This window comes from Oceanobacillus sp. B139/18, assembly GCF_055524595.1.
This window is the reverse complement of sequence record NZ_JBVFXI010000004.1, coordinates 137,959-163,924: the sequence shown is the minus strand read 5'-3', so window position 1 is coordinate 163,924 and position 25,966 is coordinate 137,959. Positions and strand designations below refer to the sequence as shown.

The 25,966-nt window shown below is 39.0% G+C and carries 26 protein-coding genes; 9 read left to right on the top strand and 17 right to left on the bottom strand.

What is annotated here, in order from left to right; all coding sequences use genetic code 11:
- Positions 1–20: 20 nt before the first annotated feature.
- The 3 genes from ACZSMY_RS13505 to ACZSMY_RS13495 all read right to left on the bottom strand — a co-directional run bounded on the left by ACZSMY_RS13505 (position 21) and on the right by ACZSMY_RS13495 (position 4,088).
- Complete coding sequence (locus tag ACZSMY_RS13505; protein WP_343765040.1) at positions 21–1,472, bottom strand: carbon starvation CstA family protein; 1,452 nt, start codon at positions 1,470–1,472, stop codon at positions 21–23.
- Positions 1,473–1,620: 148 nt separating this feature from the next.
- Positions 1,621–2,352: a LytR/AlgR family response regulator transcription factor gene (locus ACZSMY_RS13500; RefSeq protein ID WP_193062686.1), complete on the bottom strand. Its 732-nt coding sequence runs from the start codon at positions 2,350–2,352 to the stop codon at positions 1,621–1,623.
- On the bottom strand, positions 2,340–4,088 hold the full coding sequence (locus tag ACZSMY_RS13495; RefSeq protein ID WP_332093927.1) for a sensor histidine kinase: 1,749 nt from the start codon (positions 4,086–4,088) through the stop codon (positions 2,340–2,342). Before ACZSMY_RS13495 ends, ACZSMY_RS13500 begins: the two co-directional genes overlap by 13 nt.
- Before the next feature lie 250 nt (positions 4,089–4,338).
- Here ACZSMY_RS13495 and corA point away from each other — a divergent pair, with 250 nt between their 5' ends.
- Positions 4,339–5,289, top strand: a complete 951-nt coding sequence (gene corA / locus ACZSMY_RS13490; protein ID WP_193062682.1) for a magnesium/cobalt transporter CorA — start codon at positions 4,339–4,341, stop codon at positions 5,287–5,289.
- A gap of 52 nt (positions 5,290–5,341) precedes the next feature.
- On the opposite strand, the gene ACZSMY_RS13485 is transcribed toward corA, so the two are convergent.
- Positions 5,342–5,626, bottom strand: a complete 285-nt coding sequence (locus ACZSMY_RS13485) for a YrhK family protein (RefSeq protein ID WP_332093928.1) — start codon at positions 5,624–5,626, stop codon at positions 5,342–5,344.
- A 646-nt stretch (positions 5,627–6,272) separates the two neighbouring features.
- On the opposite strand from ACZSMY_RS13485, the gene ACZSMY_RS13480 reads away from it, so the two are divergent.
- Both ACZSMY_RS13480 and ACZSMY_RS13475 read left to right on the top strand, forming a co-directional pair.
- Positions 6,273–7,223, top strand: coding sequence for a WD40/YVTN/BNR-like repeat-containing protein (locus tag ACZSMY_RS13480; protein WP_455725331.1), 951 nt, complete (start codon positions 6,273–6,275; stop codon positions 7,221–7,223).
- Positions 7,204–8,073, top strand: a complete 870-nt coding sequence (locus ACZSMY_RS13475; RefSeq protein ID WP_332093930.1) for a hypothetical protein — start codon at positions 7,204–7,206, stop codon at positions 8,071–8,073. Before ACZSMY_RS13480 ends, ACZSMY_RS13475 begins: the two co-directional genes overlap by 20 nt.
- Before the next feature lie 114 nt (positions 8,074–8,187).
- On the opposite strand, the gene murQ is transcribed toward ACZSMY_RS13475, so the two are convergent.
- The 7 genes from murQ to ACZSMY_RS13440 form a co-directional block, all read right to left on the bottom strand.
- The gene (gene murQ / locus ACZSMY_RS13470) at positions 8,188–9,075 is read right to left on the bottom strand and encodes an N-acetylmuramic acid 6-phosphate etherase (protein WP_193062674.1); all 888 of its coding nucleotides are present in this window, start codon (positions 9,073–9,075) and stop codon (positions 8,188–8,190) included.
- Between the two features lie 32 nt (positions 9,076–9,107).
- Entirely contained in the window at positions 9,108–10,130 is a 1,023-nt protein-coding gene (locus ACZSMY_RS13465) for a serine hydrolase domain-containing protein (RefSeq protein ID WP_193062673.1), read from the bottom strand.
- Entirely contained in the window at positions 10,117–11,109 is a 993-nt protein-coding gene (locus tag ACZSMY_RS13460) for an N-acetylglucosamine kinase (protein ID WP_193062671.1), read from the bottom strand. Before ACZSMY_RS13460 ends, ACZSMY_RS13465 begins: the two co-directional genes overlap by 14 nt.
- Before the next feature lie 6 nt (positions 11,110–11,115).
- On the bottom strand, positions 11,116–11,988 hold the full coding sequence (locus tag ACZSMY_RS13455) for a MurR/RpiR family transcriptional regulator (protein ID WP_042531415.1): 873 nt from the start codon (positions 11,986–11,988) through the stop codon (positions 11,116–11,118).
- A 52-nt stretch (positions 11,989–12,040) separates the two neighbouring features.
- The gene (gene anmK, locus ACZSMY_RS13450) at positions 12,041–13,213 is read right to left on the bottom strand and encodes an anhydro-N-acetylmuramic acid kinase AnmK (RefSeq protein WP_465147880.1); all 1,173 of its coding nucleotides are present in this window, start codon (positions 13,211–13,213) and stop codon (positions 12,041–12,043) included.
- A 107-nt stretch (positions 13,214–13,320) separates the two neighbouring features.
- Positions 13,321–14,409 (bottom strand): DUF871 domain-containing protein, encoded by a 1,089-nt coding sequence (locus ACZSMY_RS13445; RefSeq protein ID WP_042531411.1) that lies wholly within the window; start codon positions 14,407–14,409, stop codon positions 13,321–13,323.
- A gap of 30 nt (positions 14,410–14,439) precedes the next feature.
- On the bottom strand, positions 14,440–14,760 hold the full coding sequence (locus ACZSMY_RS13440) for a PTS lactose/cellobiose transporter subunit IIA (RefSeq protein ID WP_246528981.1): 321 nt from the start codon (positions 14,758–14,760) through the stop codon (positions 14,440–14,442).
- Between the two features lie 270 nt (positions 14,761–15,030).
- Between ACZSMY_RS13440 and ACZSMY_RS13435 the strand changes: the two genes are divergently transcribed.
- The 3 genes from ACZSMY_RS13435 to ACZSMY_RS13425 all read left to right on the top strand — a co-directional run bounded on the left by ACZSMY_RS13435 (position 15,031) and on the right by ACZSMY_RS13425 (position 17,040).
- Positions 15,031–15,339 (top strand): PTS sugar transporter subunit IIB, encoded by a 309-nt coding sequence (locus ACZSMY_RS13435; protein WP_042531409.1) that lies wholly within the window; start codon positions 15,031–15,033, stop codon positions 15,337–15,339.
- A 26-nt stretch (positions 15,340–15,365) separates the two neighbouring features.
- Positions 15,366–16,637, top strand: coding sequence for a PTS sugar transporter subunit IIC (locus ACZSMY_RS13430; protein WP_256705591.1), 1,272 nt, complete (start codon positions 15,366–15,368; stop codon positions 16,635–16,637).
- A gap of 97 nt (positions 16,638–16,734) precedes the next feature.
- Positions 16,735–17,040 carry a hypothetical protein gene (locus ACZSMY_RS13425; protein ID WP_193062663.1) on the top strand — a complete coding sequence of 102 codons (306 nt, stop codon included), beginning with the start codon at positions 16,735–16,737 and terminating at the stop codon, positions 17,038–17,040.
- Positions 17,041–17,131: 91 nt separating this feature from the next.
- Here ACZSMY_RS13425 and hmpA read toward each other — a convergent pair whose 3' ends face one another.
- The gene (gene hmpA, locus ACZSMY_RS13420) at positions 17,132–18,352 is read right to left on the bottom strand and encodes an NO-inducible flavohemoprotein (protein ID WP_193062661.1); all 1,221 of its coding nucleotides are present in this window, start codon (positions 18,350–18,352) and stop codon (positions 17,132–17,134) included.
- A 308-nt stretch (positions 18,353–18,660) separates the two neighbouring features.
- Here hmpA and ACZSMY_RS13415 point away from each other — a divergent pair, with 308 nt between their 5' ends.
- A complete protein-coding gene (locus tag ACZSMY_RS13415; protein WP_193062659.1) occupies positions 18,661–19,101 on the top strand; it encodes an RrF2 family transcriptional regulator in 441 nt (146 codons plus the stop codon).
- A gap of 264 nt (positions 19,102–19,365) precedes the next feature.
- Here the strand turns inward: ACZSMY_RS13415 and ACZSMY_RS13410 are convergent, their stop codons facing one another.
- The 5 genes from ACZSMY_RS13410 to ACZSMY_RS13390 all read right to left on the bottom strand — a co-directional run bounded on the left by ACZSMY_RS13410 (position 19,366) and on the right by ACZSMY_RS13390 (position 24,198).
- Positions 19,366–20,235, bottom strand: a complete 870-nt coding sequence (locus ACZSMY_RS13410) for a GNAT family N-acetyltransferase (RefSeq protein WP_368901325.1) — start codon at positions 20,233–20,235, stop codon at positions 19,366–19,368.
- 115 nt (positions 20,236–20,350) lie between these two features.
- Positions 20,351–21,355: a LacI family DNA-binding transcriptional regulator gene (locus ACZSMY_RS13405; RefSeq protein WP_368901324.1), complete on the bottom strand. Its 1,005-nt coding sequence runs from the start codon at positions 21,353–21,355 to the stop codon at positions 20,351–20,353.
- A gap of 152 nt (positions 21,356–21,507) precedes the next feature.
- Positions 21,508–22,446 carry a dihydrodipicolinate synthase family protein gene (locus tag ACZSMY_RS13400; protein WP_042531385.1) on the bottom strand — a complete coding sequence of 313 codons (939 nt, stop codon included), beginning with the start codon at positions 22,444–22,446 and terminating at the stop codon, positions 21,508–21,510.
- Positions 22,447–22,552: 106 nt separating this feature from the next.
- Positions 22,553–23,830, bottom strand: a complete 1,278-nt coding sequence (locus ACZSMY_RS13395) for an Nramp family divalent metal transporter (protein WP_042531382.1) — start codon at positions 23,828–23,830, stop codon at positions 22,553–22,555.
- Between the two features lie 107 nt (positions 23,831–23,937).
- Positions 23,938–24,198, bottom strand: a complete 261-nt coding sequence (locus ACZSMY_RS13390; RefSeq protein ID WP_465147879.1) for a hypothetical protein — start codon at positions 24,196–24,198, stop codon at positions 23,938–23,940.
- 162 nt (positions 24,199–24,360) lie between these two features.
- Between ACZSMY_RS13390 and ACZSMY_RS13385 the strand changes: the two genes are divergently transcribed.
- Together ACZSMY_RS13385 and ACZSMY_RS13380 are read left to right on the top strand one after the other, a co-directional pair.
- The gene (locus ACZSMY_RS13385; protein WP_289584709.1) at positions 24,361–25,530 is read left to right on the top strand and encodes a short-chain dehydrogenase; all 1,170 of its coding nucleotides are present in this window, start codon (positions 24,361–24,363) and stop codon (positions 25,528–25,530) included.
- Between the two features lie 198 nt (positions 25,531–25,728).
- Positions 25,729–25,950 carry a hypothetical protein gene (locus ACZSMY_RS13380; RefSeq protein ID WP_193062647.1) on the top strand — a complete coding sequence of 74 codons (222 nt, stop codon included), beginning with the start codon at positions 25,729–25,731 and terminating at the stop codon, positions 25,948–25,950.
- Positions 25,951–25,966: the final 16 nt, after the last annotated feature.

The following is a 25,966-nucleotide window of genomic DNA, read 5'->3' as shown; positions in this document are numbered from 1 at the left end:
AGTCATCTTGTTTTTTATAATTAAGAAGCTTGCTTCCAATCAGAGACATCCACTTCAAGCGGAATATTATTAGCACGTGCCTTTGCAGCTGCTTTAAAAAATAGAACTACTAGCAGCGCTGCTCCAATAAAGCCGCCTCCCCATGATATATTCATAGGTAAATTAAAACCGATTGGCTGTGACAAAATATAGGTAATAACCATGATCAGCATAAATGTTCCCGGAATCAATGCGACGAAATAATTTTTTCCTGCAATATAGAGATACATCGAACCAACAAATAGAGCAATTACTGCCGTTGACTGGTTTGCCCAGTTAAAATAGCGCCACAATAATTCAAAATCAATTTGCGTTAAAATCATCGATACTGCAAATAATGGCAAGGCAATCCACAAACGGCTGGAGAACTTTTTCTGTCCAATTTTTAAGTAGTCTGCAATAATCATTCGCGCACTGCGAAATGCTGTATCTCCAGAAGTAATTGGAAGTATGATAACACCCAGCACGGCCAGTGTTCCGCCAATTGCTCCCAGAAGCGTAGTGGAAGCTTCACTTACAATGGCTCCTGGTCCGCCGGCCGCTAAAATGTCATTCAATCCATTATAGCCGTTAAACATGCTCATGGCAGCTGCAGCCCATATCATTGCAATAATCCCTTCTGCAATCATCATGCCATAGAAAATTTTACGTCCTTCTTTTTCTTTTCTGGTTGTCCGCGATATAATCGGTGTTTGTGTAGCATGAAAACCTGATAAAGCACCACATGAAATAGTAAAAAACAATAATGGAAAGATAGCTGCCCCTTCAGGATGAAAGTTTTGGAAAGAAAGCTCTGGAATTGGTGCTCCCGTTACTACTAAACCAATCCCAACACCAATTGCACTCAATAAAAGTAATGCTCCAAAATAAGGGTACAGTCTGCCGATAATTTTATCGACTGGAAGCATCGTAGCCAAAATATAGTAAGCAAAAATAAATGCAATAAAGATACCTAGGGCGACACGCCCGTCCGCCAATAAATGAAGCAGACTTGCTGGTGTAGAAACAAATACCGTACCAACCAGCAATAGTAAAAGGACTGCAAAGCCGTTAACGACATGCTTCATAACCTTTCCTAAAAACTTGCTCGCAAGCTCCGGCAGATGCGCTCCCCGATTGCGGATAGAAATCATCCCTGTTAAATAATCGTGGACGGCCCCTGCAAAAATGCATCCCACTACTATCCAGATAAATGCTGCCGGTCCATATAACGCTCCCATAATCGGACCAAAAACCGGCCCGGTACCAGCAATATTCAAAAGCTGAATCAGCGAATTTTTAGGTGTACTCATCGGAATATAATCCATGCCGTCACCGTTCACATAGGCAGGTGTCGGCCGGCTTTCTTTGACTCCGAAAAGCTTCTCAATAAATTTCCCATACGTAAAATAACCGATAATTAATAAAACAATTCCTGCTAGAAATGTATACAAAATTTTCTCCCCCTCTACCACCATCAATGAATACGTTTTCAATAAGTATAGAATATACAAAGCAGGAGAAGGGGAAATCAGGAACAAAAGGTTATTTTTAAGCGTTATGATGTTCTTTCAAGAAATTAAGATGCATTGAAAGAAAGCATCAGATTTCTAATTTAGCACGTAAGGCTTTTATATAATTTCTGCTGACAGAAAGCGTGTCTTTACTTCCTTCTAATTGCAAATGATAAGCGCCATTAAACCATGGAGTTAATCGTTGAATATGCTCCAGATTAACTAAGAAGCTTTTATGAATTCTGAAAAATCCATACGCTAACAAGCGATTTTCCAGTTCTTTCAGCGGCATTTTGGTATCAAATTCTCCCTGCTTTGTGATTAATTTTGTCCGTTTTTCTATTCGTGACATATATAAAATATCTTTCAGATCTATATAGTGAATATCTCCTTCCACTTCTATCGCCAGCTTTCCACGTTCCTTCCCTTGATTTGTCTGCTCTTTCACACCACGTTTTTTCTCCAGCCGCCCGATTGTTTCTTTCAACAGTTCTTCATCATAAGGCTTCAGTAAATAATCTACAGCATCATAGCGAAAAGCCTCTGCAGCAAACTGCGGATATGCTGTAGCAAAAACGACCAGCGGCGGCTTTTTCAGTTCTTGTATCGCCTTCGCTACTTCCATTCCGCTCACTTTTGGCATTTCAACATCTAAGAAAATAACATCCGGTTGATGCTGCATAGTCTTCATGATAGCTTCCTCACCTGATTCTGCTTCTTGAACAGATTGTATTTGCGTGAATTCACTTAGTAAATGCTTTAATTCTTCCCGGTTATATGGTTCATCATCAACGATAAGCACTTGCATTAACTGATCCATTGCTTCTCTTCCTCCTTATGCGACAGGACAAAATAAATATTGGTCCCTTCCTCGTTGGTTCTTACTTGAAGTAACGCTTCCTCGCCAAACAGAATACGCAGCCGCCGATTTACATTGTAAAGCGCTAAGCCATTTCCTGATGTCGAATCTATCGGTGCTTGACGTATTTGATTTGCTGCTTCTTCACTCATCCCCATGCCATTATCCTTAATCCCGATATAAACACTGTCTGGGTGTTTTTTCATCGTAACCTCTAAGACACAATCGCTTTCTTTATCTTTAAACCCATGCATGATTGCATTCTCAACGATTGGCTGCAGGGTTAAAGGCGGAATCACTTCCGATAGCGCCTTCTCATCAATTTGATAATTCACCGTTAACTTATCTTTAAATCTTTCTTCATTCAAGGACAGATAAGCCTGGACCTGTTTTAATTCCTGGTCTAAAGTCGTTATTTTTTGTGTGGTAGCGGATAGATTCTGCCTAATAAAATGAGACAGGGAAATCAGCATTTTCCGAGCTTTCCCCGGATGAAGACGGATAAGTGATACAATTGTATTTAATGTATTAAATAGAAAATGCGGATGAATCTGAGCCTGAAGCGCTTTTATTTCTGCTTCTTTGGCCAGCTGATATACGCGTTCTGCCTGACCAATTTCCAGCTGATGACTGATCATGGAGCTTAACCCTGTAATCAATTCCATATTAACGTTGGTCAAATCATTTTCTGACTGAAAATAAAATTTTAGTGTACCTATAATTTCACCCTGTTCTTTAAGAGGAGCAATCATAACAGCTTCCAGCGGACAATCTGGGTTTGTACAATGAATCGATTCCGCTGTTGCCATTTTGATTTTCCCGCTTGCTATGGTTTCTGCAGTAATTTTTGTCTGAATTGGGTTTTCCTGCTGATGGTGGTCATGTCCAAGTCCGACATGTGCAAGGATAGCTGTCTTATTTGTGATGGATACAGCGCTTGTGTTTAACTCTTTATGAATAATACGGCAAACTGCCTCTGCTGCTTCTATTTGCAAGCCATTACGTAAATGCGTCAGTGTCTGATCTGCAATTCTCAACGTTTTTTGAGCCTGTACAGCACCTGCTTTCTCTTCTTCCTTCAATACACTTTTAATAACCAGCAGAACAAGCACTGAGCCGATGCCGTTAGCTAAAATCATTGGCAGCCCAATTAAATTAACTAGAGCCCAAGCCTGCTCTATCGGCCGGGCTAAAGCCAGAATAACCAGCATTTGTACTGCCTCAGCAATCGCCCCCACAAAAAAAGCGGTTTGCAGTTTAATCCGTTTATTTTTCTTATAGAACAGACTTGCAATAATTCCTGCAATCATTGTGGCAACACCACAGGCTATTGCTGTAAACCCTCCCAGCGTAAAGCGATGAACTCCGGCAATCACCCCGGCTCCAATACCAACCTTAGGCCCTCCGAGTAACCCAGCGATAACGATGCCAATAACCCTTGCGTTTGCAATCGCTTCTTCTGACATCAAGTCCGTTGCCCAACGGTTAAATTGCAGGCTGTCCGTATTTACATTCAGCCCTGTATATGTACCGATAATCCCAAAAAAGGCGAAAAAAAGAATAGCTGTAAGATGCTGCTGACGATTCAGCTGATCCTGATAAAACATTTTCCGGAAGAAGCGAAACCTTGTCAGCACAAAGGCTATTGTTACAATAATTCCAACTCTTTCTACTAACGTAATTAATAATTCAAACATGATAATGCTCCCTTCCGTTTTAATCAAATCTCGAAAACGCTCTCATTATTATAGCAGTTTCCTAGATAGTTGAAAATTGGTTATCAATCTACTATCAATAAGCCCTTACCGCCTTCCTGTCTACTTAAATTCATCGATGGTAATATAACCGTAACCTTGGCACACAGCTTTAAAATTAATACTTTATCCGCTTTCCATATAATTATCTTTTATTATATACTTTTAAAAAGTGCAAAAAAGGAGTTTCATTATGCCCATCTCAATACATTACCAAACAGCTTCAAAAGAATGGAAGCAGGCAGAAAGTGGTGCAGCGGTTCCCAGTGATGCCCTTTTTATTTGGTATGATTTTGTACAAGCCAGTACAGAGGAAAGTGAATTGCTTACCACCCAATTTCATTTTGACCCGCTGGCCATTGAGGATACGATTAAAACAGTGTCACGGCCCAAGCTGAAAGAATACCCAGAATACCACTTTTTAGTTTGTCATCTTGTTAATGCAGATGATTATCGCGCACGGGCGGTAAACCTGTTTATGAAAGATCATATTCTTGTAACCTATCATCAGGATGATCTAAACAAGCTGGGCACTATCGGAGAGGAAATTCAAAAACGCTATCCGTCCCAGCCTCTTACTCCGGCAGATGTCGCTTTTGTTATTTTAGATTTTATTGTGGACAGCTATTTTGAATACGTATACCACGTAGAAGATGAAGTATTTTCCTTTGAAGATCGGCATGTCAATGATACAGCCGATAATAAGCTGATGGAGGACGTCTTTCAAATCCGGGCGGTGATGATTAAATTAAAGCGTGTTATTCTGCCGATGCAGGAATTGATACAGCATTTAAAAGATGAAACAGCCTTCACCAAAACCAAGAAACAGCGGCTCTACCTTCATCATATTGAAGACCATATTATTAAACAAATGAACATCATTAAATCTGCACAGGAAATGACCAGTGATATCCGCGATAATTATGATTCGTTAAGCTCATACCGTTTAAATAATGTAATGAAGATATTAACTCTCGTTTCAGTTATATTTTTGCCGCTCACGTTAATTACCGGTATTTACGGCATGAATTTCTCGCATATGCCGGAGCTGCAATGGGATTATGGGTACGTTGCAGTGCTTGTTGTTATGCTGCTTATCAGCATGGGGTTAATCATTTATTTCAAATTAAAAAAGTGGTTTTAAAGAACAGAAATGATATAGCAGTTAAAATCATGTTTAGCTGCTATATCATCAGTCAAATGTTTTTATCCCGCTTCTGCTTTTGTTTCACCTTAGACAGATGAAAATCATGGATAATCGAAATGATTGGACGTACCAGCATCTGAATGCTTCCGATCACAAACAAAACGGTCCCGGCAAACATTGTATTGTCACTGAAAAACAGAAAGCTGCCAGTCAAAAAGACGAGTCCGAGAATCAAATCATTTAACTGATAGAGCAACTTATAAATTGAAGTTACTTTTAATTCGACCCTGCTTACATGCAAATCCAGTTCTTGGTTACTTTTAGGTAATAGCATGCCGCTCCTCCTCCATTTATTGCTGTATGTGTAATCGGAAATCCTTCCCTCTCTTACACGATATTTTTCATGCTATTATTTTAACAAATAACCTACTCCAGAAAGAAAAATAGTTTTGTTAAAAAGGATCAACACCAAAATCTATGGTTGGAAAATATAATTAAATGTGATAAAAGCAACTAGCTAGCGGAGGAAATACACGTAGACTCCTATGGGAAAGCGCAATGGTCTTCGGTGGGGCGAGTAATCGCAAAAGCTCTTCGATGGGGCGAGTAATCGCAGTCCCAGTCCCAGCCCCAGTGTGAAGACCCCGCAGAAAAAAAGCGAACTTCTTTTTTTCTACCCGCGGGGCATAAGTGCGACTTTGCTTCTGTCTGCGCCTGACGGCTTGCCAATCAGCAAGTCTTCTTTAAAGGAGATGAGCTCGGGGTCCATGGAAAGCGTAGTGTATTTCCTTAGCGGTCGCTTACAGCAAATTTATATCTACTATGTCACCCATAGATTTTGGTGAAGAGCCGTTAAAAAATAAAAGAAGTTTTTTCGTTACACATATATTTCATCTTTTTAACTATGTTATACTTTTTTGTGTTCTAATTTAGAATGAATGTTTCATTTAAAAATAAATCGTCCAAAGGGAGTCTTCTTCGTGAAATCTTTTGTACTTGGTATATCTGCTTTAATGATTGCCTTATTAACTATCATCAGTATTTTCGTTTACCAAAAATCTGATTTTTTTATAACCTCTCCACCAGGATTTTCTGAAATAGACGATACCACTGTTTCAGCACCTGGAGGACCAGCAGCTGACGCCCTGCGCCCAGTTGATTATGAAGCTTCCATTAGTTATTCCTTGCAAAACGATGAGCTGCGTCTCACCTATAATCAGGGGGAAGATTGGGTGAACGTACCAGTCGAGAAAGAACAGCTATTTTCCGGAGAATATCAAGGAAACAAGCAAGAATTGATGGAGCACAGCTATATACTGACGGAAGACCGGGCTGCCTTCTTACATGCAAAATCATCAAATCAACGTCTGCGAAGCATTTTTCTCACTTATTCTTTAGATCAGGGAGCGACATGGGAAACGTCTGAAATAACCGATGCTTTTCCAGCAATGCGTTTTAGAAAAGTTGATTTTGTAAATAATCAATTTGGTTATGTCATCGTTTCGGGTGATCGCACGATGTCTCAGGAATTTTCTACCGTCTTCCTAACCCATGACGGCGGAGAAACTTGGGAGGAGACCAATAATTCAGGAGTATCAAGAATGATTGCAGACGGCGGATTTGTAGATGAATCAACAGGTTTTTTATCATTTGGAACCATTGATCCCGCAGAACCAATGCTTTATGTGACACAAAATGGCGGAGATAGCTGGGAAGAAGCTGCATTTCATATTCCTGAGGAATACAATCATGTCTTTGTTATCGCCGAACCCCCCGTACAGGAAGAAGACCAATTGACTGTTTTAGTGAACCAGGGCCCTAATGGCGATTATGCCGGCGGTTTCGTAAAAGGAAAATTTGTATCTGAAGACAATGGAGAAACATGGGACTTTTTAGAGGAGGTGGATCCTGATGAAACAGCGTCAGAATAAAGATAGAAAGTGGCAAAAAATCATTGGTGCTATTTTATTACTTCTTGCAATTGGCTTTTTCTGTTTGCAGATGGGCTACCTCTTTATCCGGTCCAGCCGTTTAATTGATTATCTTGATCACAGGCTTTTTTACATTATCAATATCGCCTGTATGGGTTTTCTCACGTCTGGGGTTTTTCTTTTTATTTCCACGACAAGAAGGTTGAAAATCATTGGTTCAGGTATTGTACTTCTTCTCATCGTGGTACAGCTTATCATGCTCTTCAATAGTAATAACCTGATTAAAAGCGTAACAAGTCTGTCTCCCGACCGGAAAAATGTTTTATCTATTAAAGAAAATCTGCAGACGACTGAGGTCGTTTATTATCGGCCTTATTTCGGTATTATTGGTCGGCCGGAAGAAAGACTGCGGTCTCCAGTAAAAGGAGACTTTAAAGTAGAATGGCTGGCTAATGATGCGGCGGCAGTTACGTATCAAACTGTTGATAACAACACGCAGCAATTTATCGCTACCTATGGAGATCGCGGAGGCGGAACGAGCTACTATTATGTAGGTGCTGAGATTCACGGTACTTGGCAGGGGGAAAACGTACAGCTGGTCAGTGATACAGAAGGGATTTCTATCACAGCTGATGGCGAATCCGAACATTTTGAATGGGACGATATCCATCAGTTCGGAACGCTTGCTGTCGTTTTAGAAAAAAACAACGAGGCTGCCTGGACTGTCTCTTTGGATGAAAATTTTCAGGTTAATGAAGATACACCAGAGCGGCAGAATGGAAATATTACATTATATCAAGCCACGATGGATGATAATGAACCGATAGAGCTGACTATGCAGAGAGAATAAAGTAGATGCACTTCGGCTGAGGGAACTATTTTCAGAGAATATGAGTATGAATCTGGAATTTCAAGCCTGCAGATAACCATATGTATCTGCAGGTTCAAGGTTTTTTCGGACATATTATACACTATTCAATTCTCCTATGGCTTTGACAAAATTCCCCTTGTACTTGTCCAGTTTTTCCTGCGCTGTTTCCAACTCAACGCCAAACATCTGCATTAAAATAGCTGCTTTTGTATTACCACCTGCTTTATCATAAACTTGCGCAGCTTCCTTATCATCTGCCTGCGTCAACTCTTTGATAATAGAGATTGCCCTCTTACGCAACTTATGATTCTTCGCCTGCAAATTAACCATCAAATTTTCATAGACTTTTCCAGTCCGCACCATTGTTGCTGTGGACAGCATATTTAAAACGAGCTTTTGAGCCGTTCCCGCCTTTAGCCTTGTAGAACCTGTGACAACCTCCGGACCAACGGGGAGTTCGATAGCTATATCCGCATCCTGCGATAGTTTTGTATCCTCGTTGCAAGAAATGCCAATCGTTGAAAGCCCTAATGATTTGGCTTTATTCACAGCACCTAATACATAGGGTGTTCCGCCGCTGGATGCAATACCGACAATGACATCTCCTTGTTCTGCAGCCTCCTCTACATCTTTTCCGCCAAGCTGTTCATCATCCTCTGCCCCTTCTACAGCTACACGCAGTGCGCCATCTCCTCCAGCAATAATACCTTGAATGACGTCAGGGGAAACGCCAAAAGTCGGAGGACATTCGGAAGCATCCAGAACACCTAACCTCCCGCTTGTTCCTGCCCCTAAATAAATGACTTTATTCCCTTTTTCTATCGCTGCAACCATTAGCTCTACAGCCCTCTCTATTTGAGGCAGCACGTTCTCAACAACTTCAGGCACCTTCTTATCTTGTTCGTTCATCAATTGTAAGATGTCATAGGTAGATTGTTCATGTAAATGATAGGAATGTTTATTTCTCTTCTCCGTCAGCATATATTAACTCCCTTTCCAAATGTTAATTTTTACTAGGTAAGCAGCGTTTCATAAACCATCGTGTGAAACTTTTTTCTGATTTCAGACAATCGATGCTGTCGTCCATAGTGCACCATATTGGTAAGCAGGACCGTAACGATTTCTTCTTTTGGGTCAATCCATAAACTTGTGCCTGTAAATCCAGTATGTCCAAACGAGCCGATGGACCAGGCTGACCCGCAAGTTGTTCCAAGCGTCTTATCATATAATACTTCAAAGCCTAAACCTCGATTTTGAATTACATTTTCTTTGATTAAAGCCATTGTCTCCGGTCTTAATATCGACTGCTTTTCTGGATACAGCCAATAAGCAGCATAGGTCGCTACATCCGAAATATTAGAAAATAAACCTGCTGAACCGCTAACACCGCCTAAATGATAGGCTTTTTCATCATGCACCTCACCATGAACGTATTTTCCGGAAACTTTTTCTGTCGCAGCAATCTTATTTTTTTCTATTTTGTCAGGAAGAAAGCCTGTGTCTTTCATCCCCCAAGGTTGATACAGCTCCTTATCCGCAAAAACATCCAGCCGTTGGTTTGTTATTGCTTCGACAACTTTTCCTAAAACAATCATGCCAATATCACTATATAAAACCTGAGTCTCTGGCGGGTGAACTGCTGTACAGTTTAAAATTTCCTTCCATACGTCTCTTTGCTGATACCGGTTTTTAACAGATAAATCTGCTGAAACACCTGAGGTATGCTGTAAAAAATGGCGAATGCTGATCTGCTTTTGCGGAAACGCAGGTATATATTTATTTACTGCATCGTCTATATGCAGCTCATTTCGCTCATGTAAAAATAGAATGCTCGGCAGTGTACACATAATTTTTGTTAAAGAAGCCAGGTCAAAGTAAGTTTCTGTAGTAACAGGGATTCTCTTTCCTTCATTATTTAAAAAGGAGCCTGCACTTCGTAACGTTTTCTGTTGTTGATGATGCCTGACAAGATAAACAGCTGCAGGAATCTCATCCTTTGTAACTAATTCCTCTAAATACCGTTCATAAGCCTTCATTTATGCCACCTCTTCTCCCTGTATCTGACAGCATTCGTTTGATTTGTTCCGGCAAATAGCCCTGCTGCTTTAGAACAAGAGCTATACTTCCAATCACTGGGGAATTTTGTGATTTCAAAACATTTAATGAGGGAATTGCAGCTAGTTCTGCTTTCACCTTTTCGACAATGAAATTATTTTGAAAAATGCCTCCTGTCAGTACAAATGAAACAGCCTCGCCCGTTGTTTGAAACAGCCTTTCAAACAAAACCTGACCTCGTTTCGCTATTTGTTTAGCTGTTTCTTGAATAATTGTTATTGCGATTTCATCTTTCATTTCAGCCGCTTGAAAGACATAGCTTGCGAATGCAGCCACACGCTGTTTTTCAAAATGTTGATAGATTATAGGAATCAATTCTTCTATACAAACGATTTCTTCTCCATCCAAAATAAGGTCTGTCAGCGCAGTTTTTTGTCCCAGCCCGTCTAATTCATTGAATACAGCTATCAAGGCTTGCGAGCCTAAATCATAGCCGCTGCCCGGGTCTCCTCCAATCACGTGACCCCATCCGCCAACCCGGGCAGTCCTTGATTGATGCACCCCAAGCGTTATTGCTCCTGTTCCGCAGATAGACACAATACCATCTGCGCCGAATGTTTCTGAATAAAGAGCAATGGTTCCATCATGCTCCACAACGATTTCATTAATGGGGAAGCTATGCGGTGTTGTTTTTTGAAAGTATTCGACCCATTTTTTCCGGTCCGCTTCTCTGCCTAAGCCTGCTATACCCAAACCTAACGATACCTCTGTATTATCCGAAAAATGATTGTGTTCATAAGCCTCGCTTATGATTTGGCTGATGACTTTAGCAGAATGAGTATAGCTGGTACTGTGGGGATTTGCAGCCTCTGCTTCCGTTTCCCATACATGCCCCTCTGTTTTATGAAACAATAACGCTTTCGTTTTCGTTCCACCGCCATCAATTCCCAAGATATACATTTATCATCACCCTTTATGTGGATTCCGAAATTCCTTTTGCAACACTTCTCGTGTCTTATTAAGATAATATAAGGTGGAATCATAACTTCTTGAAGCAACGCCGGTAAACAAAATATCAATGATATTAAGCTGTGCCATCCGTGATGCAGTTGCTGCACTTCTAACCAGTTCTGACTCAACAGAGGATACATATAAAGGAATATCAGCCATCTCAGACAGAGTATTCTTTCCGTACCTTGTAATCGTTATCACCATTGCATTATTTTTTTTCGCATTTTCAATCGATGAATTGACATGCTTTGTTTCTCCTGAATAAGAAATCCCGACTGCCACATCCTTTTCTGTTAATGTAACGGAGGAGGTCAACTGTAAGTGCGCATCTTCAAATGCGGTACAATATTTGTTAATTCTTAAAAATTTCTGCTGTGCGTCCTGTGCAATAACCTGTGAAGCAGCCGCTCCATAGAAATCAATTCGATTTGCCTTATCTAATGCTTCAATGGCTCTCTCCACACTGGATAAATCAAGTATCTTCAATGTCTGCTCAATAGATTGTATGTTTTTCTGTGAAATGATATCCATAATGGAGCTTACCTTTTCCCCTGAGGAAATTTCTGTATTGTTATAGTTGCTCAGCTCACTAGTTTGCAAATTCCCAGCAACTCGCAGCTTTAAATCTTGAAATCCGGATACGCCTATGTTCTTACATAGACGTATAATAGCGGCTTGGCTGGATCCGCTTCTTTCAGAGAGTTCTTTGATTGACAGCCGGACTGCTTCTTCCGGATGCTCTAATATATAATTTGCGGCATTTCTTTCAGCTGGTTTGATGATATTCAATGCTTCTCTAATTCGGATTAATCCATCATTATTTCTCATTTTATAAAACCTTTCATTGTTAATTTTTCGACTTGTGCATCGTATAGACTTATTATAGAAGGAAATTTGGATTAACTCCATAAGGAGGAAGCGTTATCTGCCCCAATATAACCGGCTCTCTGGCACCTGTCGCGTTAGGTACATTCGTTTTTTGCTGATGAATGGTCTCATTCGCCAGAACAGCAAATCCGACTGCTTCCTTCTCATCTGCAGTTATCCCTATCTGTTCCGCTGTGTACACATTTTTAGAAGGCAATAAACTCTGGAGCATTGTGATTAATGTCTTATTATTTCCTCCCCCTCCGCTGATAATAATGTCTGTAATATCTGTTTTGGGAAACACAAATTTCTGATAAGCATCCGCAATAGAATATGCCGTGAAATAGGTGGCAGTCGCTACTAAATCCTCGTATGGCAAATCTTTATGGTTCTTGATAACTCTAGAGGTAAACGTTTCTCCAAACTGTTCTCTTCCTGTTGATTTAGGCGGCTGAAGAGCAAAGAAATCATGTTCCATCCATTCTGCTGCGATAGCTTGATGAACCGTTCCTTTTTTCGCAATTGCACCTTCTGCATCATAGCCCACCTGAAACAATTTTCTGCACAGGGCATCAATAATCATATTCCCCGGGCCTGTATCAAATGCATAAATCGTTTCTAAAGATGAATCCTTTTCCATAACCGTACAGTTTCCAATGCCGCCAATGTTTTGTAAAATTCTTCCCTTATGCTGATCTCTATATAATAACCAGTCAATATACGGAATTAAGGGAGCACCTTCCCCTCCAGCAGCAATATCCATCATTCGAAAATTGGAAACAACCATTGTTTTGGTTTCATAAGCAATCACCGAGGAATCTCCTATTTGTAAGGTGGACCGCACCTTGGAGCCATCTGCTTCAGGAATATGATAGACCGTCTGCCCATGAGAGCCGATTAAATCAACATCTTCTAAATTGACCCCAGCCTCTCTGCAAACCCTTTTAACTGCCTCTGCAAAGGAATAGCTTAATTTCACATTTAAGCTGCACAGATTTTCAACATTTGATTTATCAACGTCCATAGCATCCAATAATTCTTGTTTTAAAGCACCATCGTAGGGCCATGAAATGCTTTTTATAATATCGATTTCTGTATCGGTGCCATAACCATCTATTTTTACAAGTGACGCATCCAGACCATCTAAGGATGTCCCGGACATTAACCCTACAACCAATTTACTCATGTCATCTCCCCTTTACGAAAGTTTTCATGCTACACAACAGAAAAAGCGCCACAGCCTCCGTCACACCGTTTACCTAAACATCTGATAAGATACCCTTCATTCTTTGCTTATGCTCTTGCCGTAAATGCAAACTTTTCCCATGGCTTTAAATAATCAATTAAGAAAATCTCTTCCTCTCTAATTCTTGCAACTACGTTGGATTTACCGGAATTGACCATATCTTTTAAAGCAATCTGCAATTCTCCGGCATACTGTTGATATAAATCACTTTCTATAATGATATCTCCTCTTTTTATATCCGGCGTATGATGAGCCGGGAAGGTATGCCCGCGATATTTCACTCTGCTCTGCGTAGAACGAATCATATAATCGGAAACGTCTCCCCTGTAAAAATGCGGCTCACGAAAAATAATTTCTTTTTCCAAATCACTTGCGGTAGAAACCGTATCGACAGTAAACGTTATTTTCTCCTTGTTTATCTCACTGAGGCGCTTCATTTCCGCTTCAGATGCATAAGCATTACTGATAATGACATCATCAATAACGTTTGTAGCAAATAAATGCTTCGCTTGCACGTCAATTGGCAATTCACGATGCATCTCAACTGTCGGCAGACCCTCTACGATTGGCCAAGGTCCAAAAGCAGCATCCTTGGAAGAGATAAAAGCTGCTGTTCTCAAACCATGCTGTTTAAATTTCCGGCTGCATTCCATAAAAAAATCATAGGATAGCCCGGCGTAGCGATGCGGGTAAAAGTTATGGCATCCTGTCAGTTTAGATAAATTAGGCTGATAGCTTAACAGATTTTCCAGATATTTATTGGAGTTACTCATATTAATCTCGATGCTCAATCCATAAGAATTATACGTCATCATTGCTTCTTCATTACCGGTAAATCCCATATCTAATCGGATACCATCCACTCCAAGATCAGCGAAAAAAGATAAGTCTTGATAGGAAATATTCAATGCAGCAAATATGCGCGGACTGATATCACAAATCACTTCCATTTCTTTTTCTTTCGCAAAAGAAATTGTTTTCTTAAAATCAGAGATTATTTTTTCTTTATCCCCTTCTACGGATAGCAGACAAGTGAAGATACGTTCAAAACCATATTTCCTTGCTGTTTGTATATATTCCAAGTCTTCTTCGACACTTGATTTATTGGGATAGATGGAAATACCAAGCTTTTTCATTTCGAACACCTCTCTCCTCATGTATTCATTTTAATTCTTCTCTAATTCGGAAATTCTTTTTAACAGCTTAATCATATTTTCAATCAATGACATTTCACTTATCGCTGCCATCAGATGGTCTTGGGCGTGAACCATCAGCAAAGTCATTGGAACACCTTCTCCATTCAACTCTGCTTGAATCAGTTTGGTCTGCGTATTATGAGCCGTGTTTAGTGTTTGATTTGCTTCTTTCAATTTCTCTTCCGCTTGCTGAAAATCATTTTCATGCGCTAGTTCAAGCGCTTCATAAGCCATTGCTTTCGCATCTCCACCATTCGATATAATTTCAAAAATTTCTTTTTCCATATCCATCTGAACCCCTCCCGCTGATTTCCGCATGATAGCGGATTGAATTTTAATTTTACAATTTTAAAATATATTTGAAATTTTATTTTATATATTCTATAATACAAGTATATGAAAGCCCTTTCAAGAAATTAATCATTTATCCAAAAAAATATTTTCAGGAAGGAGGCCACCAATAAAAAAATCGAGCTTATTTTTAAGTTGCTTACTGTTTATAGGAAACGGATAAAAGGCTGCAGTAAAATCCAAATAATTATTTTTAAAGGACGTGACGTGATGAAAAAAGTATTATTTGTATGCTCTGGTGGAATGTCGAGTGAAATTGTGGTGAATGCATTAAAAAAAGAAGCGGGAAAACACGGACAGGATCTTGACGTAAAGGCTGTAGGTTCCAGTGAGGTAGACGCAGAACTTGACCATCATTGGGATGCCATTATGGTTGCACCGCAAATAAGACACCGCTTTAAAGGCATCAAGGAAAAAGCGGATGAACATGGCGTTCCATGCGGATCCATACCTGCTCAGGCCTATAACCCATTGGGCGGACCTACGTTATTAAAAGCGCTGAATGAATTGATTTCATAGCTCGGGATGGAAAGGAGTTACGTATCATGGCTAAATTTACAGATTTTTTGGAGGAGAAGGTTTCTAATCCGATGGCCAGATTGGCGGAACAAAGACATCTTTTAGCTATTCGTGATGGTGTTATTTCTTCCCTGCCATTCATTATTGTAGGGTCTTTCTTTTTACTTATTGCCTCTCCGCCTTTGCCCGAATCATGGGCAATTACTCAATGGGCGGCAGATAATGCAGCAGAAATATTAATCCCTTATCGGATGACCATGTTCATTATGTCCCTTTACGTCGCATTCGGTATTGGCTATAATCTAGCGCAATCCTATAAGGTCGACCCTTTGTCAGGGGCACAAATTGCAGTTGCTTCTTTGCTTCTTACCATTACACCAACAGTAATTGATGAGTTGTTTTATTTACCAATGGAGTTTCTCGGCGGAAGCGGTCTGTTTGTAACGATTATTGTTTCCATCCTGTCTGTAGAAATCTTCCGAATATGTAAACAGAAAGGGATAACGATCAAACTCCCGGATGCCGTCCCCAAATCTGTCAGCAGATCCTTTGAAGCACTTATTCCGGTAGCCATCGTTATCGTATTAATGACTCTTATTACGGTAGTTATCGGAGTGAATTTGCATACAGTTGTTGAAAAGCTGGCCGCTCCGCTCGTTACAGCTGGAGATAGTTTATTTGGTGTATTAGTCCCTGTTTTTCTCATTACCTTTTTCTGGTCGTTTGGTATCCATGGTGTTTCGGTTGTCGGATCGGTCGCACGTCCGGTATGGGAAGTATATTTGTTAAATAACGGAGAAGCCGCCGCCGCAGGAGAGGTTCTGCCTCATGTTGCCCCTGAGCCTTTATACCAATGGTTCATATGGGTCGGCGGCTCAGGCGCCACACTTGGTCTTGTTATTGTGATGATCTTATTTGCACGATCAAAATATTTAAAAAATCTAGGCAGAACAGTGAGTGTACCTGCCCTTTTCAACATTAATGAACCGGTTATTTTCGGACTGCCGATTGTCTTAAACCCGATACTGATTATTCCTTTTATCATTACACCTATCGTTCTTGCAATTATTTCTTATTTTGCAACGTCCATAGGTCTGGTATCGCCGACATTTATACGAGCCCCCTGGACGCTGCCGGCTCCAATCGGCGCTTATCTGGCAACGGGAGGTGATTGGCGGGCTATCCTCCTGGTTCTTGTCAATATCGCGATATCCGTAGCAATCTATTTCCCATTCTTTAAAGTCTATGATCGAAAAATGGTGGATTTAGAAACGGAAGAAGATAATACAGCTCCATAAGACGAAACGTCACTCAGCGGGAGCTTTACGGACGATTCTCCGTAATAAATTCAAGAGAGGAAATCAGCAGGTTTCCTCTCCCAGGGAGGAAAATATAATGGAAGAGTCCAAATTAATACCTCGTATCAGCTTTAAAGGGGTGCTTGTGTTTTTATTTATATTATTTGTTGGAATGCTCGTCTTTCCGACTTTCTTAAGTTATTTCCAGCTTCCGGATGCAGTAAGCTATTTTATCAGCGCCGGGATAGCAGCTTCATTAGGTATTGGCATTGTTCTTACCAAAATAGACGGGAAAGCGGAAGATAAACCTTATTTCAAAAAACGTATAATCGTTGCCCTTCTTGTTGGATTTGTCAGCAGTGCTTTAATGACCTTTGTATTTGGAGGAGATGTTATTGGTTAAGGAAAGGATTAAACAAAGGCAATTGAGGAGGTTCTCTAAAATTTATTATCAAGTTGAAAAGGCTGGTTTTTTCAACCAGCCTTCCCATTGTTTAATTCGCTATCTCATCCATTGGCGCAAATAATTCAAAGTGAATATCATTATCTGCCACATTCATTTCTCGTAAATGACCATGCATCGCACCCATAAATCCTTTTGGACCGCATAAATAAAAAGATGCGTCCACCGTTGGAATAACTGTTTTTAGCCAATCCAAGTCAATATGCCCTTCTTTATCACATACCCCTGCGTCTGTATTATCCGCATAAACCGTATATTGCGTTACTTGTTTATTGGATTCTGCAATAGAGGCTATTTTATCCTTCATTGCATGATAGGCGCGAGATCTTGCCGCATGGATAAAGATAACTTCTCTCTCCGGCTGTTCTTCTACCACTGTTTCCAGCATACTCATTAATGGGGTTAATCCAACTCCTCCGCTGATTAACACTAGTGGTTTTTGTTCTGTTTCGTTTAATACAAAATCTCCAGCTGGCGCGCTAATTGCCAGAATAGCACCTTCTTCTATTTGGTTATGAAGATAATTAGATACAATTCCTTCCGGATGATGCTCATCTTCCCGCTTCACACTGATTCGCAAGAAATCCTGTCCCGGCGCAGTGGATAAACTATATTGACGTAAATGGTCATAGGCTTCCCCTTCCATTTGTGCTTTTACAGTAATATATTGTCCAGCTTGATAAGGTGGAAGCTTTCCGTTATCTGCAGGCTTTAAATAAAAAGAGGTAATGACTTCACTTTCCGGAACTTTCTTAGCAACTGTAAAATCACGAAATCCAACCCAGCCTCCTGGCGTATTTTGCTTTTCTTCATACATTTCTTTTTCTACGCTGATAAACACATCTGCAATCACGCCATATGCTTTTTCCCATGCATTAATAATGTCATCTGTAGCAGCATCTCCAAGCACATCCTTGATGGCAATTAATAAATATTTTCCTACAATCGGGTATTGTTCTGGTCTGATATTTAAGCTTGTGTGTTTATGCGCTATCTGTTTTACATGCGGCAGGATATCCTCTAAATGCTCGATGTTTGCCGCTGCTGCATATACTGTATTTGCCAACGCTTTTGGCTGTCCGCCCTTCCGCTGATTGGTCTGATTAAAAACATTTTTCAGTTCCGGGTGATTTTCTAACATAATTTTATAAAAGTGTCCTGTGATTGCTTCTCCGTGCTCCTGCAAGACAGGAACCGTTGCCTTTATTGTTTCTATTGTTTTTTGATCTAATCCCGCTGTTGTTGTTGCCATTATAAAACACTCCTTTGTTAAATAGTGAAAATTCACTCCATGGAGGGCTGCTTCCCTCTTACAGAGTTTTAGCTAAATCAATCGGGGTATTCACGTCCGCTGCTTCCCGTTTTCTCTTCATAAATCACCTTAATCCTTGAAACAGAGAGGTTACAGACGATTGCACCAAGGTACATTTTATCTTGATCATTTAAAAGATGTATTTTGAATACATCTTTTATTTTAATACGGTTAAAATGTGAATTCAATGTGTCAAAAGCAAATTTATGTTACAATTATGTGAAACAATTAACAATTGGAGAGATATCATGAACTTAAAAAAATATACAGACTTCTCCTTGCGCGTCTTGATTTTGGCAGGTTTAAAGTCAGGGGATGAACTTTCGACAATTAAAGAAGTATCCGATGTGTATGCCATCTCACCAGAGCATCTGAGAAAGGTTGTCCATGATTTAACCAAAAGAGGATTACTGACCTCTGTAAGAGGCAGAAATGGGGGATTTCGTCTTGCTAAGCCTGCTGCTGACATCAATATCGGATTATTGATCCGCTCGCTGGAAAGTGATTTCAATTTACTCGAATGCTTTGATAAGGGAACCAACCATTGTGTGATTTCACCAGGATGCTCCTTAAAGCATGTCCTGAATAAAGCGTTATTTCAATTTTTTAAAGTGCTGGAAGAATATACATTAGAGGATTTAATACAGAATGAAGAGGAACTGAAGGAATTGATGGGGATGAAAGATTAATTCGGGGGATGATCTTGTATTTCATCCTGTTATTTACAAGACGGCTAAGGCAGCCCGCTACAAGGCCCCCTATCTCAATTTGATTATTAAAATGAAAAAGCCGTGATTTTTACTAATGGCCTGTATAGTGATATCCTCTAAACTTATTTAACGAAGCAGGAATTAACGGAAGGTCATTCCTACCTTTTTGAACAGTCTCTTAAATAAATAAAAACAGCCTTTCCTGGAAAAGACTGCTTTTACTCCTTACTCACTGTATATCCGCTAGTACTGAATTTTATAATGAATCAATGTATCTCCCTTTTCAAATCCTATTTTTTCATAAACATGATTCGCATGATGGTTGTCGGCATCCACAGTGAGATGTATCTCATCTATTTTAGGAAAAGCAAATATAGCTGTTAACACTTCCTTTAATAAAAGCCTTCCAAATCCTTTATTTTGATACCTGTCTGCTACGGCAATATATTCTAATGAAGCCTCTGAAAGCTCTTTGTTTATTTCAAAATAAGCATAACCAACGAAATCACCATGATCATCCTTCAAAACCTTCAGTACATTATTCTTGTTTAACCTGTTCCGGATTGTTTCTGCGTCATAATATGTATTTGGAAAAATGCTGTCATGCAGCTGCCGGAATGCTGGAAAATCAGGCTCAGTAAAGAAACGGCATTTTCGTTCATCAGCGTTTTCAAAACGGTTCCGATAAATAACTAAATTTAAGTGTTTCCTTCCTTGTTTTGCTCCAATCTGTTTCATAAATGCCTGCTGCTTTCTATTTTCTTCGTTAATAAAGAAGGAAAAATACTGAACAGATGGATATCGATCGATTAATCGCTGCCAAAGCTGAACATCCCATTCCATTCTTTCCGTCTTATTAAACGGACCCCAGACTTCTGCTTCGTTATTCTCTATATCCAATCCGCAGGCAGCCATCATTTCTCCCGTATTGCGTTTAGCTATTAGAAAGGAAACTTCTCCCTTCTCATTCACAAAGTCTTCTTTAAGCGCTTGTAAAATATCCGCTTTATCTGTTCCGCAGAAACCAATATGATTGGTCTTTTGATGATTCATATCCGCAAGAAAATCAACTAATAATTCAAGGTTATTTGCTCGTTCTATTATAACGGTCATCTTCATACACCTTCTTTTATAGAGCTAAGCATGTCATTTTACAAAAAGGTTTTTTGTAAAATGACAATAGCACCGGGAAAATTCTGTTCGTTCTTAATTAATTATTATATTCAAACTAATCCTTCACAATTCCAGTTGTGTCTCTTGAAATAAAATCCATTTCAAAAACTATCTCTTTTTTGCGAATTTGTTTACCCTTTAACAAATTAATTAAAATTGCTGAAGCTCTTTTTCCTATTCCAATCAAATCAACATGCACGGTCGATAGCGCAGGAGTAATATGGCTTGATAATGGCACATCATCTAATCCAACAACAGATAAATCTTCAGGTATCTTTAAACCAACTTTTCCGGCAGCTTTGATTAAACCAATTGCTAAATAATCAGATGAACAAACAAATCCAGTTATTCTTGAATTTTCAATTAAAAATTTTTCTAAATCCTGATTTCTTGCTTGTATTTCAAATTCACCCACTTCAAACACATTATTTTTAGTGTATTCCATATTTAATGACTCTATTGTATTTTTATAACCTTTCAAGCATTTCACACTATGCATAGAGTCCATAGGCCCATTTATAAAACCAATATTTCTGTGTCCTAATTTGTAGAGTTCTTCTACCGCTTTTTTGGTCCCCATCTCGTCATTTGGCCGTACACAAGGGAATGGCGAATCTTCTAAATAACTACCGATTACTACAATCGGCAATCCGATACTTTCTAACCATTCTAATTTCAACTCTTTGTATCTCGGAGCAAATAATATTACTCCATCAACTGATTGAGTTTCCAGCAACCTTTTTTGCTGCAGGGAAGTAAAAGACATCACCATATTGTAATCTGTTTTATCTAAACCTTTCGCAATACCTTCTAGTACAGTAGAAAAAAAAGGGTTATTTAAAGTAAATGTACCTCTGGGTATTACTATAGCAATATTTCCGGTCGATTTCATAACTAACCCACGAGCACCCATATTAGGACGGTAATCTAGTTCATCCATGACTTCGCGTATTTTTTTTTCAGTTTCTTTGCCTACACCTGGTTTTCCACTTATGACTCGTGAAACCGAGGCAATTGAAACTCCTGCCTTTAATGCAACATCTTTCATACTGACAGTCACTATCTTATCCCCCATTTAATGATTGTTGTTTTTATTATAAAACATTCTTACACCAATTCATAGAATAGGGATATATGTAAAAGCTAATATGTTCTTTTTCCAGGAACATACTAGCTTTTTATTTATCATAAAACATTTTTAATTAATAATACTTATACTTCTACAGATAACCCTACTTTTTTAAGTCCATCAGATATTTCTTGTTTTTCTTCCTCAGTTAATGGTAATACTGGACGACGAGCTAGAGAACTGCTGATTAAACCACGTTGATACATTGCTTCTTTCATTCTTAAATGTGAGGTAGATGAAGGTTCATCCATCTTATAGATTGCCTGTTTTAATTCGTAAATACGATCATATACTTTATTAGCTTCTGCTAAATTTTGATTCTTAACTTGTTTGACCAGTTCTGCAATCAAATCTGGAACAAAGCAACCGAATCCTACTAATGCACCGTCAATACCTTGTACAAGTGTCGGTAACAAATATTCATCGTGGCATGTTAACAGTGAAACATCTGGCGCATGCTCCTTAAGCGCTCTTACGTCTACTTCATATTGTGCCATATCACGTTGACCGATTTTAAAGGAGACCACATTAGGTATTTTCGCCATTTCCAATAATTGACTCGTCGTATATGATGGTTTAGTCCATGTAGGATATTGATGGACTACAATTCCAATATTGACCGATTCAGCTACATCTTTAAAAAATTCAACAGGTGAATCCGGCTGCATTCCAAAGCGTAACCATGAATGTGGAGGCATTAATAAAATTCCTTCCCCACCAGCTTGCTCAACTGCCTGACTATGTTGAATGGCTTCAATTGACCCTTCTGCAGAAACACCAGAGATTACTGGAATACGCCCTTGTAATTCATCTGCTGCTATCCTTACTGCTTCTGCACGCTCTTCCGGTAATAAAGTCATGATTTCTCCCGTATGCCCATTAACCACTATTCCATTTACACCTTCATGACTTGCCACCCATCTAACTAATTTACGAAATTCTGGTTCGTCAATTGAATAATCATCCTTAAAAGGAATTAATACTGCAGGAAATACTCCACTCCATTTTTCTTTATTTTTCATTATAATCTCCTCCTGTTTTTAACGTAAACGTTTACGTAATAATGGTAAAACGGTTTCATTATATTGTCAATAATAAATAATGACCTTATATAAATCCTTCCGTTTATTAACTGAATATTTTAGAAATTACATCTATAATTACAAAAGTAATTAATATTAAAGAAAATAAATAACTTATGGTCATACATACTTGCAATAATTTTGGTTTTTTCAAGCCTTTATTTACTTCTTTGTTATATAAAAGCAAACACATAAAAAGGCCTCCAAACGGCGCAGCAACAGCCGTAGCTATATTTGCCACATATATCAATTGTATTGGTGACCCTCCATAACTGAAACTAACAACTGCAGAAATAACCAAGACAACAAGAGACCCCCAACGGACACTTTTTTCTTCTAAGCCAGTCGGTTTATTAAAACCTGCATTTAATAATACAATTGATCTGTGTGTGTTTCCCAGAAGTGATGAAAACGCACAAGCAACTAGGGCAAGTCCCATAACTATACTTGCAGCTCTTCCCATAAAAGGAACTAGCATATCCGCCAGCTGCGTAGGAGAGCTTATTATTACTTGATTAGGAAATAACACAATAGCGCCCACTAGAACTATTGCGCCGCTCACTAATATTACTCCCGCTATATGCGCTATCGAATCAGCCAGCATACCGCCATTAAATAAATCAGCTTTTTTCCACTTTTTCTCTTTGCTTAAATAAGTACCATATAACGCAGTTGTAATAGAAGCATTTGTACTAATAAAACCTAATACTAAAGCTAAACTTCCAACCGGAAAAGTCCAATGGCTTATTCCGTACGCTAATTCACCTAAATTTGGTCCTCCAGTTTGAAATATTGTGGCGTAAAAAGCCAATATTAACCCAATAACACACAACATTGATATCTTTTCCACTTTCGAATATACACCTTTAGAAAAATAACAGTACACTAGGAAGGCCAACATAATTAACGCACCTATTTTCCAGTCTATCCCGAATAGCAGATTCATACCTGCACCTGTACCAGAAATATTTCCTATAGTAAAAAATACACAAGATAAAAAAGTTGTTATTCCAACAATCTGAGCAGCTAAAGGGCCAAAATAATGTCTAATCGCATGTAACGCTGGCATGCCAGTCAAAAGAGCTACTCTATATGTTGTTAATAAGAAAGATATACCCATAAAAGCAATTGGTATCATAATCCAAAGTAACGAGTATCCATACATCGCCCCTACCATAGAAGCTGTTGTAATCGCTCCAGGTCCAATAACAATCCCAGCCAATATTATACCCGGGCCAATTCTCTTCATTAAATCTTTAAAAGGAAGGCGCCTAATATTGGATTCATGAACAGGTTCTTGTTCAATTAGGTTTTCCTGGCTCATAATCTACCTCCAGTTCCATTTTCCTTAGTAAACGTTTACGTAAAATTAAAATAACACGAAAGCGCATACAAAGTCAACGTTTTTATAAAATACATTCTGAACTTTCTTTATTTTCTTTTTCTAAAATTATTTCTTGTTTTACCGCAAGCTCTCTTTACCTCAGCGTACTGTACAAAATAATATATAAAAAAGCCAATCACCGGTGGCCCAATATAATCAATTACATTAGCATAATTACTTCGTATAACCATCATCAACAAGGAAGCAAATAAGAACACACAAAAAAATCGTATACTTAATGGAAGCAATTTCTTTTTTTCCTTTTGAAATGCTTCTTTTGCGGATACTTCTTCCGTTTCGAAGTCCATTTTTTACCACTCTCCCACTTTAATGTAACACAAAGATTAATTTCAGAAAATAACAATTTATTTAGCAGGAAAAATGAATAGGTTCCATTGCTGATTCGCGCAAACGCTTTTACAATAAACATAAAAGGTCCTGCTAGAAAATATAAGGAGAGGAGAGATTTTTTGCAGCATTATCCTTGGGAAGCTTTGACAGTGGAAGAAATAAATCACCTGATGAAAGATGTCTCTGTGTCATGGTGGATTGCTGGAGGCTGGGCGCTTGATTTGCATTATGGACAGCAGACAAGAGAGCATGGCGATATGGATATTTTGATTAGAAGCGAAGATTTAGATGCACTAAAAAAGTATTTAGGAGAAAGCTATGAATTATTTATTGCTGATAACAGTATGTTGACACAGCTGGAAGATTCTGAAAGCCTAAGCGTAGCATCAGGCAGTCTTTGGGTCAGAAAGAAGCAGGGAACAAGCTGGTTATTCGAAATCATGCTAATAGATTCAGAGAATGACGAATGGATTTACAAAAGAGAGAACCAAATCAAACGGTCTATCAGCAGGATTGGAGCACTCACAGACGATGGTATACCCTATATAAAGCCAGAGATACAATTGTTATATAAGGGCGGCAGCTCTGTTATCAGAGAGAAGGATCATAAAGATTTAGAACGGCTGCTTCCCGTTCTGAAAAAGAATGAAATAAAGTGGCTTTATTATTCATTACGTCAGCAATTTAACGGGAAGCATCCGTGGCTGGAAATCATCCATAATAAAATGAAAGACCTCCCTGCCCACACCTTGGTTATCGGCGGAACAGGAATGTTATCCACTGCTTCTTTATGGCTTGCTGATCATTCAGATAAAGTTTCCATTATCGCACGCAATCAGACTAAAATGGAGAGAGTACTTAACAAGTCGGATGCGGCTTCCTCTATTACCCCGTTATTTGTTAACTACAAAGATAGGGCGGGGCTGAAAGAAAGGATTAAAGCAGCCATCCTTCAGAACGGTCCAATCGATTTGGTTATTGCATGGATTCATTCGGATGCGCACCATGCGTTAGATATTATCTGTCATGAAGTTGCACAGGAAATTCCAGCTTGGAAACTCTATCACATCTTAGGGAGCAGCTCCAGTTTAAATCAAATAAAAGATGCTGCTGTAAAGAAATATCCAGGCTGCCAGTACAGACAAATTCAGCTTGGATTTATTTTAGAGAAAGAAGACTCCAGATGGCTAACACATCAGGAAATCAGCGATGGAGTGATTGATGCTGTTGTTCACAATCAGGAAATAAAAATTATTGGAACATTAGAGCCTTGGGATAAGCGTCCTTGAGTTATACAAATACGGATACTTTTATGAAGAAGTTGACGGAGAAATAAATAAAGCTATATGAACATTTTGTCCATATTTGAAACGAAATATGACATGTTGTACCTAAATCCCTTTACAAATTATTAACAAAAGCAATTTTTCTGATTTTCTTTGTTAAAATCGGGTAAGAGCATACATTAGAAGGAGTGATAATACATCATGCGATTGAAAAAATCTTACCTTGCAGCCTTAGGAGTTTCATTGATGCTTCTTCTTGGAGCATGTCAGGACGATGAAAATGAAGAACCGGATAATCAAGAACCAAGTCAAGAAGAAAATGACAATGAAGATGGAGCGGAATCAGAAGATACAGAGAAAAATGATAACGAAGGCGGATCAGATGAGGACAAGGTGGAGGACATTTTTGAAGGCGGGGAATAAAAAACCTATCTAAAAC